Annotated in this window: 16 protein-coding genes; 12 read left to right on the forward strand and 4 right to left on the reverse strand. The window is 69.1% G+C overall.

What is annotated here, in order from left to right; genetic code table 11:
- Positions 1-83 precede the first annotated feature (83 nt).
- The gene (locus Q0581_RS14070) at positions 84-1,055 is read left to right on the forward strand and encodes a TraB/GumN family protein (RefSeq protein WP_298701081.1); all 972 of its coding nucleotides are present in this window, start codon (positions 84-86) and stop codon (positions 1,053-1,055) included.
- Between the two features lie 7 nt (positions 1,056-1,062).
- On the opposite strand, the gene tldD is transcribed toward Q0581_RS14070, so the two are convergent.
- From tldD to Q0581_RS14090, 4 genes are read right to left on the reverse strand one after another with little or no spacing between them, the layout of a single operon-like run.
- The gene (gene tldD / locus Q0581_RS14075) at positions 1,063-2,493 is read right to left on the reverse strand and encodes a metalloprotease TldD (protein WP_298701082.1); all 1,431 of its coding nucleotides are present in this window, start codon (positions 2,491-2,493) and stop codon (positions 1,063-1,065) included.
- A gap of 44 nt (positions 2,494-2,537) precedes the next feature.
- Positions 2,538-3,320, reverse strand: coding sequence for a DUF2807 domain-containing protein (locus Q0581_RS14080; protein WP_298701083.1), 783 nt, complete (start codon positions 3,318-3,320; stop codon positions 2,538-2,540).
- Positions 3,317-3,898: a DUF1700 domain-containing protein gene (locus tag Q0581_RS14085; protein ID WP_298701084.1), complete on the reverse strand. Its 582-nt coding sequence runs from the start codon at positions 3,896-3,898 to the stop codon at positions 3,317-3,319. Before Q0581_RS14085 ends, Q0581_RS14080 begins: the two co-directional genes overlap by 4 nt.
- A complete protein-coding gene (locus tag Q0581_RS14090; protein ID WP_298701085.1) occupies positions 3,898-4,245 on the reverse strand; it encodes a PadR family transcriptional regulator in 348 nt (115 codons plus the stop codon). Before Q0581_RS14090 ends, Q0581_RS14085 begins: the two co-directional genes overlap by 1 nt.
- 411 nt (positions 4,246-4,656) lie before the next feature.
- Between Q0581_RS14090 and coxB the strand changes: the two genes are divergently transcribed.
- From coxB to Q0581_RS14145, 11 genes are all read left to right on the forward strand, one after another.
- Positions 4,657-5,619 carry a cytochrome c oxidase subunit II gene (coxB, locus tag Q0581_RS14095; RefSeq protein WP_298701113.1) on the forward strand — a complete coding sequence of 321 codons (963 nt, stop codon included), beginning with the start codon at positions 4,657-4,659 and terminating at the stop codon, positions 5,617-5,619.
- Between the two features lie 19 nt (positions 5,620-5,638).
- Complete coding sequence (gene ctaD / locus Q0581_RS14100; RefSeq protein WP_298701086.1) at positions 5,639-7,309, forward strand: cytochrome c oxidase subunit I; 1,671 nt, start codon at positions 5,639-5,641, stop codon at positions 7,307-7,309.
- A 94-nt stretch (positions 7,310-7,403) separates the two neighbouring features.
- Complete coding sequence (locus tag Q0581_RS14105) at positions 7,404-8,369, forward strand: heme o synthase (protein WP_298701087.1); 966 nt, start codon at positions 7,404-7,406, stop codon at positions 8,367-8,369.
- A 5-nt stretch (positions 8,370-8,374) separates the two neighbouring features.
- Positions 8,375-8,593, forward strand: coding sequence for a hypothetical protein (locus tag Q0581_RS14110; protein ID WP_298701088.1), 219 nt, complete (start codon positions 8,375-8,377; stop codon positions 8,591-8,593).
- Positions 8,590-9,132 carry a cytochrome c oxidase assembly protein gene (locus Q0581_RS14115; RefSeq protein WP_298701089.1) on the forward strand — a complete coding sequence of 181 codons (543 nt, stop codon included), beginning with the start codon at positions 8,590-8,592 and terminating at the stop codon, positions 9,130-9,132. Before Q0581_RS14110 ends, Q0581_RS14115 begins: the two co-directional genes overlap by 4 nt.
- Before the next feature lie 116 nt (positions 9,133-9,248).
- Positions 9,249-10,175, forward strand: a complete 927-nt coding sequence (locus tag Q0581_RS14120; protein ID WP_298701090.1) for a cytochrome c oxidase subunit 3 — start codon at positions 9,249-9,251, stop codon at positions 10,173-10,175.
- Positions 10,176-10,245: 70 nt separating this feature from the next.
- Entirely contained in the window at positions 10,246-10,611 is a 366-nt protein-coding gene (locus Q0581_RS14125) for a DUF983 domain-containing protein (RefSeq protein ID WP_298701091.1), read from the forward strand.
- Complete coding sequence (locus Q0581_RS14130; RefSeq protein ID WP_298701092.1) at positions 10,598-11,302, forward strand: SURF1 family cytochrome oxidase biogenesis protein; 705 nt, start codon at positions 10,598-10,600, stop codon at positions 11,300-11,302. The genes Q0581_RS14125 and Q0581_RS14130 overlap by 14 nt, the downstream gene beginning before the upstream one ends.
- Positions 11,303-11,352: 50 nt before the next feature.
- Positions 11,353-12,579, forward strand: a complete 1,227-nt coding sequence (locus Q0581_RS14135) for a pitrilysin family protein (RefSeq protein WP_298701114.1) — start codon at positions 11,353-11,355, stop codon at positions 12,577-12,579.
- 9 nt (positions 12,580-12,588) lie between these two features.
- Positions 12,589-13,179, forward strand: coding sequence for a GNAT family protein (locus Q0581_RS14140; protein WP_298701093.1), 591 nt, complete (start codon positions 12,589-12,591; stop codon positions 13,177-13,179).
- A 28-nt stretch (positions 13,180-13,207) separates the two neighbouring features.
- Positions 13,208-14,875: a bifunctional diguanylate cyclase/phosphodiesterase gene (locus tag Q0581_RS14145; protein ID WP_298701094.1), complete on the forward strand. Its 1,668-nt coding sequence runs from the start codon at positions 13,208-13,210 to the stop codon at positions 14,873-14,875.
- Positions 14,876-14,878 lie beyond the last annotated feature (3 nt).

A 14,878-nucleotide genomic window follows, 5' to 3' on the forward strand; every position in this document is an offset into this window, starting at 1 on the left:
TTTCAGACACAGACTGTGCAAACTGTAATGCTTCGGCTGCGGCAGACCAGATTTCGCCACAGTTCAATAGGTGATTGCCGATCATGACGATGATGAAGACTGTACTGGCCGGCGTGCTGCTTGTTGTAACGGTTGCGGCCATCCCCGCGCGCGCGCAGACGCTCGCGGAGGATCCGGCGCCGGCGGCCTCGGTCGAGGATGTGATCGTCACGGCCCGGCGCTCGGGCGCGCCGATGTGGGAGATCACGCGCGGCGATGCGACCCTGCTGCTGGTCGGCGAACTGATGGGGGCGCCGGACGATCTGGACTGGCGGCCCGATGCGCTGGAGGCCGCCACGATGCAGGCGCAGCGGGTGATGACGGCCCCGGTCGGGCGGGTGTCGGGCGGCGACATCCTGCGGCTGATCTGGCGCATCCGCACCATTGGATCGCTGCCCGAAGGCGTCGGCCACGCCGACTATCTGGGCGCCGAAGACTTCGCCCGGCTGGAGGCGGTGATGGCGTCCGAACGCAGCCAGACCTGGCGCCGCGCCAGCCCGGTGATGCTGAGCTTCGACCTGCTGAAGGATCGGGCAGGCTATCGGCGCGGCGACCGGCTGGCGGGCGATGCGGTGCGGCGGGCGGCGCGCAAGGCCCGCATCCCGTCGCAATCCATCGGCTTCGTGCGCGGGGACGAAATCATCGAATCCCTGATCGCCCAGCCGCCGGCCGCCTATGCCCCTTGCGTTCGGGCCGCCATCGCGGCGGCCGAGGTGGGGCCAGAGGGCTTCCGCGCGCGGGCCGAGGCGTGGCGCCGCTGGCGCGTGGCCGAGGTGACGGCGTCGCCTCTGGACCGGGCGCTGTTCCAATGCTGGCCCTATGGCGATCCGGCGATCGGGCCGCAGCTGAACGGCCTGTGGGTCGAGGCGATCGACGGCGCCCTGAACGAGACGGGCGTGACCCTGGCGGTGGCGCCGCTGCGGCTGCTGGCGGAACCGGGCGGGGTGCTCGACCGGCTGGAGGCCGCCGGCTTCCAGATCGACGGCCCCGAATGGAAGGCCGCACCGGAAAACTAAGGCGAGGTCAGACCGCCGTGCCGCCCACGGTCAGGCCGCCGATCTTCAGCGACGGCTGGCCGATGCCGACCGGCACGCCCTGGCCCGCCTTGCCGCACACGCCGACGCCGGGATCGAAGGCGAAGTCGTCGCCGATCATGCTGATGTTGGTCAGGGCCGTGGCCCCGTCGCCGATCAGGGTGGCGCCGCGCACCGGGGCGGTGATCCGGCCGTCCTCGATCAGATAGGCCTCGGTGCACTGGAAGACGAACTTCCCATTGGTGATGTCCACCTGGCCGCCGCCGAAATTGGCGGCGTAGAGGCCGCGCTTGGTGCTGGCGATCATGTCAGCCTGGCTGTCGCGGCCGCCCTCCATGAAGGTGTTGGTCATGCGTGGCATGGGCATGTGGGCGAACGACTGGCGCCGCCCGTTGCCGGTGGCCGCGGCGCCCAGTTGCCGCGCGCTCAGCCGGTCGTGCATCAGCCCGACCATGATGCCGTCCTCGATCAGCACGGTGCGGCCGGTGGGCGTGCCCTCGTCGTCGATGGTCAGCGAGCCGCGACGCCCGGCGATGGAGCCGTCATCGACCACGGTGACGCCCGGCGCGGCCACCCGCTGGCCCATCCGTCCGCTGAAGACCGAGCTGCCCTTGCGGTGGAAGTCGCCCTCGAAGCCGTGGCCGACCGCTTCATGCAGCAGCACGCCGGGCCAGCCGGCGCCCAGGACCACGTCCATCTCACCGGCCGGACAGTCGACGGCGTCCAGATTGATCAGCGCCTGGCGCAGCGCCTCGTCGATCTGGCCCTGCCAGCGGTCGGGCGCGATCCAGGTCTCGAAGCCCGCGCGGCCCCCGGCCCCGGCCGAGGCCGATTCGCGCCGGCCGTCCTTTTCCACCGTGACCGAGACGTTCAGACGCACCAGGGGGCGCACGTCCTGCACCCGCCGTCCATCGGCGCGCAGGATCTCGATGGCCCGTCGTTCGCCCACCAGAGAGGCCGAGACCTGGACCACGCGCGGATCGCGGGCGCGCGCCCAGGCGTCCATTTCGGACAGCAGGGCGATCTTGTCGGCGAAGGCGGGCGCCGCCAGGGGATCGACCGGCTCGTACAGTTTCTGATTGGTCGCGTGGGGCGCCTCGGCGGTCACGCCCGCATGGCCGGCCTTGGCCAGGGCGGCGGCGTCGGCGGCGCGCTGCATGGCCGCGACCGAAATCTCATTGGCGTGGGCGTAGCCGGCGGTCTCGCCCGCCACCACGCGCAGGCCGAACCCCTCGACCGCATCATAGGCGGCGCTCTTCAGCCGGCCGTCGTCGAAGACCAGGCTCTCGCTCTCGGTCTTCTCCAGAAACAGTTCGCCGTCGTCGGCGCCGGCCAGGGCGGCCTGAAGCACGTCCAGGGCCTGGTCGGGGTCGACGCCAGACGTTTCGAGGATAGGGGGCGGGGTGACGGAGACGGTCATACGCCCTCAGATAGGGGCTGACGGCCGCCGCGTCACCCGCCGTGTCAGAACGATTCCTCGACCGCGCCCGAACCGGTGATGGTCCGGTTCAGCTGGGCCGGCCGGCGCGTCAGGGTGACGTCACCCGAGCCGCTGATGTCGATGTCCGCCTTGCCGGTCGGCCCGGCCCGGGCTTCGCCCGAGCCGTTGATCGTGATGGCCGCGTCGGTCAGGGTCAGATCGCCCAGGTCCACATCGCCCGAACCGGTGATCTCCAGCTCCAGCCGCTGGGTCTTGCCCGTGCCGGTGACGTCGGCCGAACCGTTGACGCCGATGGCCAGGGTCGGCTGGTCATAGTTGCGCAGGGTCAGGTCGCCCGAGCCGTTGATGTCGAAGCGCGACACGCGCGGCGCGGTCACCACGATGCTCAGTTCGCCGCGTTCGGACCGGGCGTTCAGACCATCGGGGCCCCAGCCGAACACCACGCGCTCGTCGCCCTCGGCCAGGAAGATGCGGCCGTTCTCGACGCGGACCCGGTCGGCCAGGCCCTTGGGTCCGGTGACCACCACCCCGGCCTCGGCGCCCTGAACGAAGTCGACGTCCAGAGAAGAGTCCAGCGTCAGGGTCTCGCCGCTCCAGGCCAGGTTGCGGGTGATGCGCGGACCCAGGTCGTTGGACCCGCCCCCGCGAACCCGTTCGATGCGGACCGATTCGCCATTGTCGTCGCGGACGGTCCAGGCCCAGCCGTGGCGGGCCATGTCGCGGCCGCCCAGGGCGGCGGCGCCGCCCAGACAGGCCAGGCACAGCACCAGGGCGGCGCCGGCGATGATGAGCAGGGTGCGGGTCATGCCGTCTCTCCAGCGGCTTGGGGTTCCAGGGCCGGCTTCAGCAGCCGGTAGTGCAGGCGGGCGAACCAGATCAGGCCGTTGACCAGCCAGACGGTCACCAGGGCGGTCAGGGCGCCGACGAAGGTGGCGCCGGCCATCAGGCCCAGGCCGCACAGCAGGGCCGCCAGGGCGCCGCCGGGGAAGCCCGCGAACGGACCGGCCACGAAGACCACCCCGCCGCCGATGAAGACGCCGATCACGGCCACCACCACCCCGAACAGGGCGCCGACCACGCCCATCAGAAGGGGCAGCAGGATCAGGATGTCGATCGCGCCCAGGCCCAGCACCGCGAAGACGGCGGCGGCGGCGGCGGACGGGTTGCGCTCCTGGGTCCAGCGCTGGGCCGTGGCCTCGGCGCGCAGTTCGCGGGCCAGGCGGTCGGGGTCGCCCAGGGCGGCGGCCACCTCGGCCTCGGTGCGGCCGTCCTGCACGCCGTCGTCGAAGTGGGATTCATAGTCGGCCACGATCTCGGCGGCGGTATGGGTCGGCAGGCCGACCAGTCCGCGCTTCAGTCGCGACAGGAATTCGGCGCGCGTCATCAGGCGTCTCCCGATTGGGCGGCGTCGGCGTCGGAAATGACGGCGTCGACGGCGCGGGTGAAGGTTTTCCATTCGGCCGCCTGGGCGTCCAGTGCGGCGCGTCCGGCGGCGGTCAGGCGATAGTATTTGCGCGAAGGGCCGGCGGAGGATTCGACCAGATAGGTCTCGACCAGGCCGTCGGTCTGCATGCGCCGCATCAGCGGATAGATCGTGCCCTCGCCCATGCCGATGGCGTCGGACAGGCGGCTGGCGATCTCGTAGGCGTAGCTGTCGGCGCGGGCCAGAAGGGCCAGGACACACAGCCCCAACGCCCCCTTCTTCAACTGGATGTCTATGGTTTCGGGCACCTCGGTTCTCCTGTGCTCGAAGTCTGACTATCGCAAGGTATCATGTAACGCAAGGTAGCTTGCGAAACATGGATGCGATGTAATGCAGGGAGGGACAAGGGACTAAGGACTAGGGATTGGGGATGGGGGAGCGGAGCCTGGGGGCGACTGCGTCGGCTTGGTGCAGCCGACATGGTTGGTGCGGAGACGGTCTGTCGCCCGGCCTAATCCCTAGTCCCTAGTCCCTAATCCCTCCCTTTCCCCCCGCTGATCGCTTGGCAAGCGTCCATCGATCCGATAGGGACCGGCCCATGACGCGGCGGCTGGGGCCCCTTGCGCGCTGACTTGCGATTCACTCGCAACTAGCTGCCGCAGAACGACTTTATTTAAGGGACGTCTCGAATGGGGATGGGCATGCGAGCCAAGGGGTTGATGGGAGGCGGTATCGCCTCGGCCCTGGCGCTGTTCGCCGCCGCGCCGGCATGGGCGCAGGATCTGATGGGTCAGCCGACGCCGGGCGGTCTGGGGCTTCAGCCCGCCGCCTCGCCGCTGAAGGTGGAAGCGCACATCTTCCACGACTTCATCCTGATGCCGATCATCACGGCCATCTGCCTGCTGGTGCTGGGCCTGCTGCTGTGGATCATGATCCGCTACAACAGGAAGGCCAATCCGACGCCCGCGCGCTGGAGCCACAACACCCTGATCGAGATCATCTGGACCGTGGTGCCGGTGCTGATCCTGGTGTTCATCGCCCTGTTCTCGTTCCGGCTGCTGTTCGCCTATCACGACATGCCCGACCCGGACGTGACGGTTAAGGTCACCGGCAACCAGTGGAACTGGGCCTACGAATATCCCGACCAGGGCGTGGCCGAATACATCTCGAACATGCTGCCGGAAGAAGAGGTCGCCCAGCGCGGCATGCCCAGCAGCCTGTATCGCCTGGCCGCCGACGAGCCGATGGTGGTGCCGGTCGGCAAGACCGTGCGCCTTCTGGTCACCGCCTCCGACGTGATCCACGCCGTCGCCCTGCCGGCCTTCGGCCTGAAGACCGACGCCGTTCCGGGCCGGGTCAACGAGACCTGGTTCCGCGCCGATCGCACCGGCGTCTTCTATGGCCAGTGCTCGGAACTGTGCGGCGTCGACCACGCCTTCATGCCGATCCAGATCAATGTGGTGACCGAAGCCGAGTTCGCCGCCTGGATCGCCTCCAAGGGCGGCTCAATGACCCCGGCCACGGCCGAACAGGCCCCCGGCGGCACCGCCGCCCAGGTGGCCGCCGGAACGACCGGCGCCCCGACCGCGACCGCCGCTGCTGACGCCGCTGCCGCTCCGACCGCCCAGACGGCGACCACTCCGACCAACGCTCCGGCCGCGCCTGCGGCTGTGGCCCAATAATCCGCGAGAGCCCCCGATCATGGCCACCGCAGCCCAGAACCTCGCTCACGACCACGACGGTCATGACGATCACGACCACAAGCCGGGTTTCTTCACCCGCTGGTTCCTGTCGACCAACCACAAGGACATCGGCGTCCTGTATCTGGGCTTCGCGATCTTCGCGGCCCTGATCGGCGGCGCCCTGTCGGGCCTGATCCGCTGGGAACTGGCCGAGCCGGGCATCCAGATCTTCCGCGAAGGCTCGTTCGTCCAGCACCTGGGCCTGGTTGAGGCGACCAAGCACGGCTACAACGTCACGGTCACGGCCCACGCCCTGATCATGGTGTTCTTCGTGGTCATGCCGGCCACCATGGGCGGCTTCGCCAACTATTTCGCGCCGATCATGATCGGCGCGCCGGACATGGCCTTCCCGCGCATGAACAACATCTCGTTCTGGATGCTGGTCAGCGCCTTCGTGCTGCTGTGTCTCAGCCTGTTCGTGGACGGCGGTCCCGGTCGCGGTTTCGGCGGCGGCTGGACCGTCTATCCGCCCCTGTCGACCAAGGGCCACACCGGCCCGGCCATGGATCTGGCGATCTTCTCGCTGCACGTCGCGGGCGCCAGCTCGATCCTGGGCGCGATCAACTTCATCACCACCATCTTCAACATGCGCGCGCCGGGCATGACCCTGCACCGCATGCCGCTGTTCGCCTGGGGCGTGCTGATCACCGCCTTCCTGCTGCTGCTGTCGCTGCCGGTTCTGGCGGGCGCCATCACCATGCTGCTGACGGACCGCAACTTCGGGACCAGCTTCTTCGACCCGACCGGCGGCGGCGACCCGGTGATGTTCCAGCACCTGTTCTGGTTCTTCGGTCACCCCGAAGTCTACATCATGATCCTGCCGGGCTTCGGCATCATCAGCCACATCGTCTCGACCTTCAGCCGCAAGCCGATCTTCGGTTATCTGGCCATGGCCTACGCCATGGTGGCCATCGGCTTCATCGGCTTCATCGTGTGGGCGCACCACATGTACACGGTCGGCATGTCGATCGAGCTGCGCGCCTATTTCGTGGCCGCGACCATGATCATCGCCGTGCCCACGGGCGTGAAGATCTTCAGCTGGATCGCCACCATGTGGGGCGGCTCCATCGACTTCAAGACGCCGATGCTGTGGGCCATGGGCTTCATCTTCCTGTTCACCGTCGGCGGCGTGACCGGCGTGGTCCTGTCGAACGCCGGCATCGACTACAGCCTGCACGACACCTATTACGTCGTGGCCCACTTCCACTATGTGCTGTCGCTGGGCGCCATCTTCTCGATCTTCGCCGGCTTCTATTACTGGTACGAGAAGATGTTCGGCGTGAAGTACAACGAGTTCCTGGGCGCGCTGCACTTCTGGATCATGTTCATCGGCGTGAACCTGATCTTCTTCCCGCAGCATTTCCTGGGCCTGCAGGGCATGCCGCGCCGCTACATCGACTATTCGGAAGCCTACACCTACTGGAACCACGTCTCGTCGATCGGTTACGTCGTGACCATCGTCGGCGTCGGGGTCTTCCTGGTGGTGTTGCTCGAATCGGCCATCCGTCGCCGCAAGGGTGAGGCGAATCCGTGGGGCGAAGGCGCCACGACGCTGGAATGGACCCTGTCGTCCCCGCCGCCGCATCACCAGTTCAACGAACTGCCGGTGGTCAAGTCCGACGAGCACTGATCCCCGGAGCGATCCGGGCCAGGGGCCGCCCTTCCCAGCCGGAAGGGCGGCCTTCGTCTTTCAAACGCGCCGCAAAGGCGTAAGAACGTCCGCCATGAACCCGACCCCCGCCACGCCCGTCGTCACCACGGCCCAGCCGGAAGACTACGTCCAGCTGCTGAAGCCGCGCGTCATGTCGCTGGTGATCTTCACCGCCGTGACCGGTCTGGTGGTGGCGCCGGGGGACATGCACCCGTTGTCGGCGGCCCTGGCCATTCTGTGCATCGCCGTGGGCGCCGGCGCCGCCGGGGCGCTGAACATGGCGCTGGAGGGTGAAACCGACGCCCTGATGCGCCGCACGCGCGGCCGCCCCGTCGCCGCCGGCCGGGTGCGCAAGGGCGACGCCATGACCTATGGCGTGGTGCTGTCGGTGTTCTCGGTCATGCTGCTGGGCATGGCGTCCAACTGGCTGGCGGCGGGTCTGCTGGCCCTGACCATCGTCTATTACGCCGGCTTCTACACGCTGCTGTTGAAGCGGCGGACGCCCCAGAACATCGTCATCGGCGGGGCGGCGGGCGCCTTTCCGCCGGTGATCGGCTGGGCCGCGGCGACGGGCGATGCGCCCTGGCCGGCGTGGCTGCTGTTCCTGATCATCTTCCTGTGGACGCCGCCGCACAGCTGGGCGCTGGCGCTGTATTCGGCCGGCGACTACGCCCGCGCCGGCATTCCGATGATGCCGGTGGCCCGGGGCGCCAAGTCCACGCGGCTGCAGATCCTGCTGTATAGCCTGGTGCTGGTTCCGGTGGGGGTGGCGCCGGCCTTCACCGGCCTGGGCGGCGTCATCTATGGCGTCGTGGCGGCGGTCGGCGGCCTGGTCTTCCTGGCGCTGGCGGTGCGGGTCTGGCGCTCGCGCGCGGGCGACCAGCCGGACAAGGCCGAGGCGGTGGGGCGAGAGGCCGCATTGTACGATGTCCGCGCCGAGGCCAAACCGGCGCGCAACCTGTTCGCCTTCTCCATCCTGTATCTGATGGCCCTGTTCGCCGCCCTTCTGGTCGAGCAACTGCCGGGCCTGGGACACTGACCGCCATGCGACTGACCGACGAACAACTGGCCGCCCGCAAGCGCCGCAACCTGGCCCTGGCCGGGGCGCTGGTGCTGTTCATGATCCTGGTGTTCACCACCACCTTCCTGCGGATGCAGCACAACCAGCGCGAATCGGCCAAGGCCCACCAGGCCGCCGTGGCCGAGGCCCAGGCCCTGCAGGCGCAAGCCCAGGCTCAGGTTGAGGCCGCGGCCCAGCCGTGAACCGCAAGAACGCCATCGCCCTGGCCTGCGTCGGGGGCGTCATGTTCATGACCGGCGCCGCCTTCGCCGCCGTGCCGCTGTATCAGCTGTTCTGTCAGGTGACGGGTTTCGGCGGCACCACCATGGTGGCGGACAAGCCGTCGGACGTGATCCTGGACCAGACGGTGCTGGTGCGGTTCGACACCAATGTGCGTGGCCTGCCGATGACCTTCCGCGCCGAACAGGTCAGCCAGCGGGTGCGCATCGGCGAGACGGGCATCGCCTATTTCGACGTCACCAACACCTCGGACCGGCCGATCCACGCCACCGCCGCCTATAATGTCGTGCCCGAGCGGGCCGGCCCCTATTTCCAGAAGCTGCAGTGCTTCTGTTTCGAGGGGCAGGAGATCGCGCCGGGCCAGACGCAGAAATTCCCGGTGCAGTATTTCATCGCCCCCGAACTGGCCACCGACCGCGAGGGTCGGGGGGTGCGCGAGATCACCCTGAGCTACACCTTCTATCCCACCCGCGGCTTCGACGAGGCGCAGAAGGCGGGCTGATCGCCGGCAAGGGCGTCGGGGGCGCCTTATTCCCGCCCCGGACCACTGGCGTCCCCGCAATCGCGGCGCTATAGCCCTGAGGAATCGAGACGTCCGCCGAGGATCCGGAAAGACCCATGGCCAATTCCCACGCCACTCCGCACCACGACTACCACCTGGTCGATCCCAGCCCCTGGCCGCTGGTGTCCTCCATCGCCGTGACCATCATGATGGTCGGCGCCGTGGTGTGGATGAAGGGGCTGGTCCCCGCCGACAGCGGCCCGATCGCCGACGCCCTGCTGGTCAAGGGCCAGAAGGCGCTGTTCTTCGCCGGCTTGGCCGGTGTGCTGACGGCCATGTTCGGCTGGTGGTCGGACGTCATCAAGGAAGGCCGTCAGGGCTATCACACCCCGGTGGTGTCGATCGGCCTGCGCTACGGCATGATGCTGTTCATCGCGTCCGAGGCGATGCTGTTCGCCGCCTTCTTCTGGATGTTCTTCGAAATGTCCGTCTTCAACGAGGCGCGCGCCCATATCCCCGAGGTCGGGGCCTGGGCCGACACGGCCAAGTCGTGGACCGCCGCCAATGGCGACAGCATCTGGCCGCCCAAGGGCGTCGAAACCCTGGACCCGTGGCAACTGCCGCTGCTGAACACCATCATCCTGCTGCTGTCGGGCACCACGGTCACCTGGGCGCACCATGCGCTGCAAAGCGGCGACCGCAACGGCGCCAAGATGGGCCTGCTGATCACCGTGCTGCTGGGCGCCCTGTTCACCGGCGTTCAGGCGTACGAGTACTATCACATCATCCACGAGAACCTGTTCTTCAACGAAGAGGCGGCCGGGTCGGGCCTGTACGGTTCGATCTTCTTCATGGCCACGGGCTTCCACGGCTTCCACGTTCTGATCGGTTCGATCTTCCTGCTGGTCTGCCTGCTGCGCCTGTATGCGGGCCAGATGACCCCGCAGAAGCATTTCGGCTTCGAGGCGGCGGCCTGGTACTGGCATTTCGTGGACGTGGTCTGGCTGTTCCTGTTCGCCTTCGTCTACGTGGTTTACGGGTGACCCAGGGGTGACCCAGGGGCGACAGCCCTCTGAGCATGCAACGGCGCGGGACCAGACGTCCCGCGCCGCTTTGCTTGACGGCGAGGCCCAGATTCGCGCCGGCCTGGCCTGTCGTTGCCCGGCCTGCGGGCGGGGGCGGCTTTACGCCGGTTTCCTGAAGGTGGTTCCGCAGTGCGCGGCCTGCGGCTTCGACTTTCGCGGATTGAACACCGGCGACGGGCCGGCGGTCTTCATCATGCAGGTCGCGGGCGGGCTGACGGTGTTCAGCGCCTTGGCTGTGGAGCTGAGCTATCGCCCGCCGATGTGGCTGCATCTGATCCTGTGGCTGCCGCTGACGGCCATTCTGGCGCTGGGGCTGATGCGGCCGGCCAAGGGGCTGATGATCGCCGTGCAGATGCGCAGCCGGGCCGGGGAGGCGCGTCATGGACAAGGCTGAACGTCGCGGCTTCCCCTGGGGCCTGACCGTCGCGACCCTGGCGGTTCTGGGGGTTCTGATCGCCCTGGGAAGCTGGCAGGCCAGGCGCCTGGTCTGGAAGGAAGGCCTGATCGCCACCGCCACGGCCGCCGCCCAGCGTCCGGCCGCCCCCCTGGCCCAGGTGCTGGCCGAAAGCGGCGACGCGGAGTTTCGCGCCGTCACCGTCGACTGCCCCGGCCTGGCCACCGCGCCGTTTGTGGAGATGCACACCATACTGGACGGGCAGCCGGGCCTGCGGCTGATCTCGGCCTGCCGGGCGGCGGATCGGACCTGGCTGGTCGATCGCGGCTTTGTGGCCGAGGAGATTTCGGCCCGGCCGCCGGTCGCGGCATCCGAGGCGCCGACTCCGATCACGGCCCAGATCCGCACCCCCACGCCCGCCGGGGCCATGACGCCGGCGCCGGAAGGCCGCCTGTTCTATGGCCGGGACGCCCCGGCCATGGCGCGGGTTTTGGGGGTGAGCGGCCCGGTCGAGCCGCGCCTGCTGTACGCCCTGACGCCCGCCCCGGCCGGCTGGGCGGCGTTGCAGCCCGCGGCCCCGCCTGCCGCCTTTTCCAACAATCACCTGGGGTACGCCCTGACCTGGTTCGGCCTGGCGGCGGTGCTGGCGGTTCTGTACGTCGCCCTGGTGGTGCGGAGGCTGAGATCCTGAGCGCGCGTCTGCATACCCTGTCGAACGGCGTGCGGGTGGTCTGCGATCCCATGCCGGGGCTGAAGACCCTGGCGGTCGTCGTGTCGGTCGAAGGCGGCGCGCGGTGGGAGCCGAAGGCCCGGTCCGGCTGGTCGCACCTGCTGGAGCATATGGTGTTCAAGGGCGCGGGCGACATGAGCGCGCGCGAGATCGTCGAGCGGGTCGAGGCCGAGGGCGGATCGATCAACGCCGCCACCGGCTATGAACGCACCAGTTTCGAGGTGCGGGGCCTGGCCGGCTCGCTGCCGCTGGCCATGCAGGTGATTTCGGACCTGCTGTTCCGGCCGACGCTGGACCCCGGCGACATCGAGCGCGAGAAGGACGTGGTCGGCCAGGAGATCGCCGAGGCCTTCGACACGCCCGACGACCATGTGTTCGAAATGGCCCAGACCCGCGCCTTTCAGGGCCAGGCCCTGGGGCGCCCCATCCTGGGCTCGGTCGCCAGCCTGAAACCGGCCGACCGCGCCAGCATGGCCGACTGGCGCGCGCAACTGTATGCACCGGACCGGATGGCGGTCGCCGTTTCGGGCGCGGTGGATGAAGACGAACTGCTGGCCCTGGCCGAGCGCTGGTTCGGGGCCGAAGTCTCCACGCCCGCCCAGCGTCCGGCGCCGGCGCGGTTCACCGGCGGAGCGGCGCGGCTGGGCCGACGCATCGAACAGGCCAATCTGGTTCTGGCCCTGCCGGGGCTGGGGGCGACCGATCCGGGCCTGCCGGCCCTGCGACTGATGACCGAAATCCTGGGCGGGGGCATGGCGTCGCGCCTGTTCCAGAGTGCGCGCGAGGATCGCGGCCTGGCCTACGCCATCGACGCCTGGCACGAACCCTATGCCGACATCGGCGTGCTGGGGATCTACGCCGGTTGCGCGGCGGATCGGGCCGAGGAGCTGGCGCGGGTCTGCGCCGACGAGCTGCGCACCCTGGCCGAGACGGGACCGACCGAGGCCGAACTGGCGCGGGCGCGCAATGTGCTGACCGCCTCGCTGTGGATGTCGGACGAAAGCCCCATGAGCCGGGCGGGGCGGGCGGCGGCCCAGACCCTGATCCACGGCCGGCCCGTGTCGTCGCAAGCCCTGGCAGAGGCCATGACGGTGGTTGACCGGGAGGCGGTGCGAGCGGCGGCGGCGGCGGTTCTGGCGCCCGGTCTGGCGGCGACGGCGGTGCTGGGGCCGCGCGCGGCGGGCGGCGCCGGAGATGTGTTCGGCCGGACCCTGTTTCCGGGTGCGGGCGACCGCTAAGCTATGCCCATGGCCCTGCTGGACTGGATGACGGAGACCACGGGCCCGGTCATCGAAGGCCGGGGCGTGATCCTGCGTCCGCCGCGCGCCGCCGACTATCAGCCCTGGGCGGAGCTGCGCCAGTTGTCGGCCGCCTATCTGCAGCCGTGGGAGCCGGCCTGGGCCGAGGACGACCTGACCCGGCCTGCCTTTCGCCGCCGCCTGTCTGTCTATGCCCGCGAGATGGAGATGGAGACCGCCTGGCCCTTCTTCATCTTCCAGCAGGGGAACGAGCAGCTGGTGGGGGCCATCACCCTGTCGAACATCCGGCGCGGGGTCGCGGATGCGGGCACCCTGGGCTACTGGATCGGCCAGCCCTTCGCCGGGCGCGGCCATGCGACGGCCGCCGTGCGCGCGGTTCTGGGCTTCGCGTTCGAGACGCTGGACCTGCACCGGATCGAGGCGTCGTGCCTGCCGACCAACCTTCCGTCGCGCCGCGTCCTGCAGAAAGGCGGCTTCCGGCAGGAGGGCGAGGCGCGGGCTTATTTGAAAATTAACGGCGCATGGGCAGATCATCTATTGTTCGGCGTCGTGTCGGACGAATGGGTGCGGGACGGCTGACGCAGCCCGCAGGGGCCGGAACGTCGATTTGAACGCGCGATCGCGATCACTGGGCTGGGATGCGACCGCCGCCATCGAGGCGCTGGCGGCCGCCGACGCGGCCTTGTGGGAATGGACGCCCGCCCAGGACCAGATCCGTTTCACCGGCTCGACCCGTTCGCTGGGGCTGGGGCCGCTGGCGCCGGAATGTTCGGGCGCGGCCTTCATCGCCCTGGCCCAGCCGCAGGATCGGGCCCTGGCCGAACGCATACTGAAGCCCCAGGACGAAGGCGCCGAGATCGCCGTGCGTCTGCGCATGCGCGGGTCCGAGGTCTGTCTGTGGCGCGGCGTCTGGCTGGAGGACGGCCTGCGCGCCGCCGGCATGGTGGCGCTGGAAACCAAATTCGCCGGCTCGGACAAGGACGCCCTGACCGGCCTGCTGGATCGTCGCACCTTCGTCGCACGCGTGGCGGAAACCCTGACACAGGCGGGCGAATACGAGCTGATCGTGGCCGACGTCGACCGGCTGCGGCGTCTGAACGAGGCCCTGGGCCACGAACGGGCCGATCTGGTGCTGTCGGCCCTGGGGTCGCGTCTGAGCGCGGCTTTTTCGCACGCGGCGGCCCCGGCCCGCATCGGCGAAGACGAGTTCGCCGTCCTGTTGCCGCGCGGCGCGGCCGGCCCCGCCGACCGGGTGCGCGAGGCGCTGGAACAGCCGCTGCGGGTCGCGGGCTTCGACATCTATCCGACCGTGTCGATCGGCGCGGTGGCGACCGAGGGCGGGCCGGACGCACCGGACGCCAGCGAACTGTTGCGGCGCGCCGAACTGGCGGTGGAACAGGCCAAGTCCGCCGGGCGCGGCGGCGCCGCCGCCTATGGCCGGGCGCTGGAAAGCGACAGCCTCAGCCGGTTGGCGATGGAATCGGACCTGCGCAACGCCTTCGTGCGCGGCGAGATCGAACCCTTCTTCCAGCCCATCGTGAACCTGCATACCGGCGCCGTGGCCGGGTTCGAGGCGCTGGCGCGCTGGCGTCACCCCCGGCGCGGCCTGGTGCCGCCGGATGAATTCCTGACCCTGACGGACGAAATGGGTCTGATGAACGACCTGGGCCTGCTGATGATGACCCAGGCGGCCAAGCAACTGGCCGAATGGCTGCATCGTCACCCGACAGCGGGCGCCCTGTTCTGCAGCGTCAATCTGTCGGTCGGCGAGATCGAGCGCGCCAATCTGGTCGAGGACGTGGATCGCATCATCCGCGAGACCGGCCTGCCGCGCGGGGCGCTGAAGCTGGAGGTCACCGAAGGCGACATCATGCGCGACACCGCGCGCGCCGCCGAGGTGCTGAAACAGCTGAAGGAAGTGGGGGCGTCCCTGGCGCTGGACGACTTCGGCACCGGCTTCTCGTCGCTGTCGTATCTGGCCAAGCTGCCGTTCGATACGCTGAAGATCGACCGCTATTTCGTGCTGACGATGGACAAGGACGAAGGCTCGGCCAAGATCGTCAAGTCGGTGGTCAACCTGGGCCGCGACCTGTCGCTGGAAGTCGTGGCCGAAGGGGTCGAGAACGCCGGCCTGGCCATCCGTCTGGTCGAGGCCAGCTGCCATTACGGCCAGGGCTTCGGCTATGCGCCCGCCCTGCCGGCCCAGGAGGCCGAAGTCTATCTGAACGAAAGCCTGGCCGACGGCGCCGCGCCGCTGAAGCAGCGCTCGGCCTGATCG

Source organism: uncultured Brevundimonas sp., from assembly GCF_937863155.1.
Lineage (GTDB): Bacteria > Pseudomonadota > Alphaproteobacteria > Caulobacterales > Caulobacteraceae > Brevundimonas.

Coding starts and splice junctions, on each gene's coding strand:
- tldD (WP_298701082.1), bottom strand. CDS start 2,493: ATGACCGTCTCCGTCACCCCGCCCCCTATCCTCGAAACGTCTGGCGTC.
- Q0581_RS14080 (WP_298701083.1), bottom strand. CDS start 3,320: ATGACCCGCACCCTGCTCATCATCGCCGGCGCCGCCCTGGTGCTGTGC.
- Q0581_RS14070 (WP_298701081.1), top strand. CDS start 84: ATGACGATGATGAAGACTGTACTGGCCGGCGTGCTGCTTGTTGTAACG.
- coxB (WP_298701113.1), top strand. CDS start 4,657: ATGGGAGGCGGTATCGCCTCGGCCCTGGCGCTGTTCGCCGCCGCGCCG.
- Q0581_RS14140 (WP_298701093.1), top strand. CDS start 12,589: ATGGCCCTGCTGGACTGGATGACGGAGACCACGGGCCCGGTCATCGAA.
- ctaD (WP_298701086.1), top strand. CDS start 5,639: ATGGCCACCGCAGCCCAGAACCTCGCTCACGACCACGACGGTCATGAC.
- Q0581_RS14110 (WP_298701088.1), top strand. CDS start 8,375: ATGCGACTGACCGACGAACAACTGGCCGCCCGCAAGCGCCGCAACCTG.
- Q0581_RS14105 (WP_298701087.1), top strand. CDS start 7,404: ATGAACCCGACCCCCGCCACGCCCGTCGTCACCACGGCCCAGCCGGAA.
- Q0581_RS14130 (WP_298701092.1), top strand. CDS start 10,598: ATGGACAAGGCTGAACGTCGCGGCTTCCCCTGGGGCCTGACCGTCGCG.
- Q0581_RS14120 (WP_298701090.1), top strand. CDS start 9,249: ATGGCCAATTCCCACGCCACTCCGCACCACGACTACCACCTGGTCGAT.
- Q0581_RS14135 (WP_298701114.1), top strand. CDS start 11,353: ATGCCGGGGCTGAAGACCCTGGCGGTCGTCGTGTCGGTCGAAGGCGGC.
- Q0581_RS14085 (WP_298701084.1), bottom strand. CDS start 3,898: ATGACGCGCGCCGAATTCCTGTCGCGACTGAAGCGCGGACTGGTCGGC.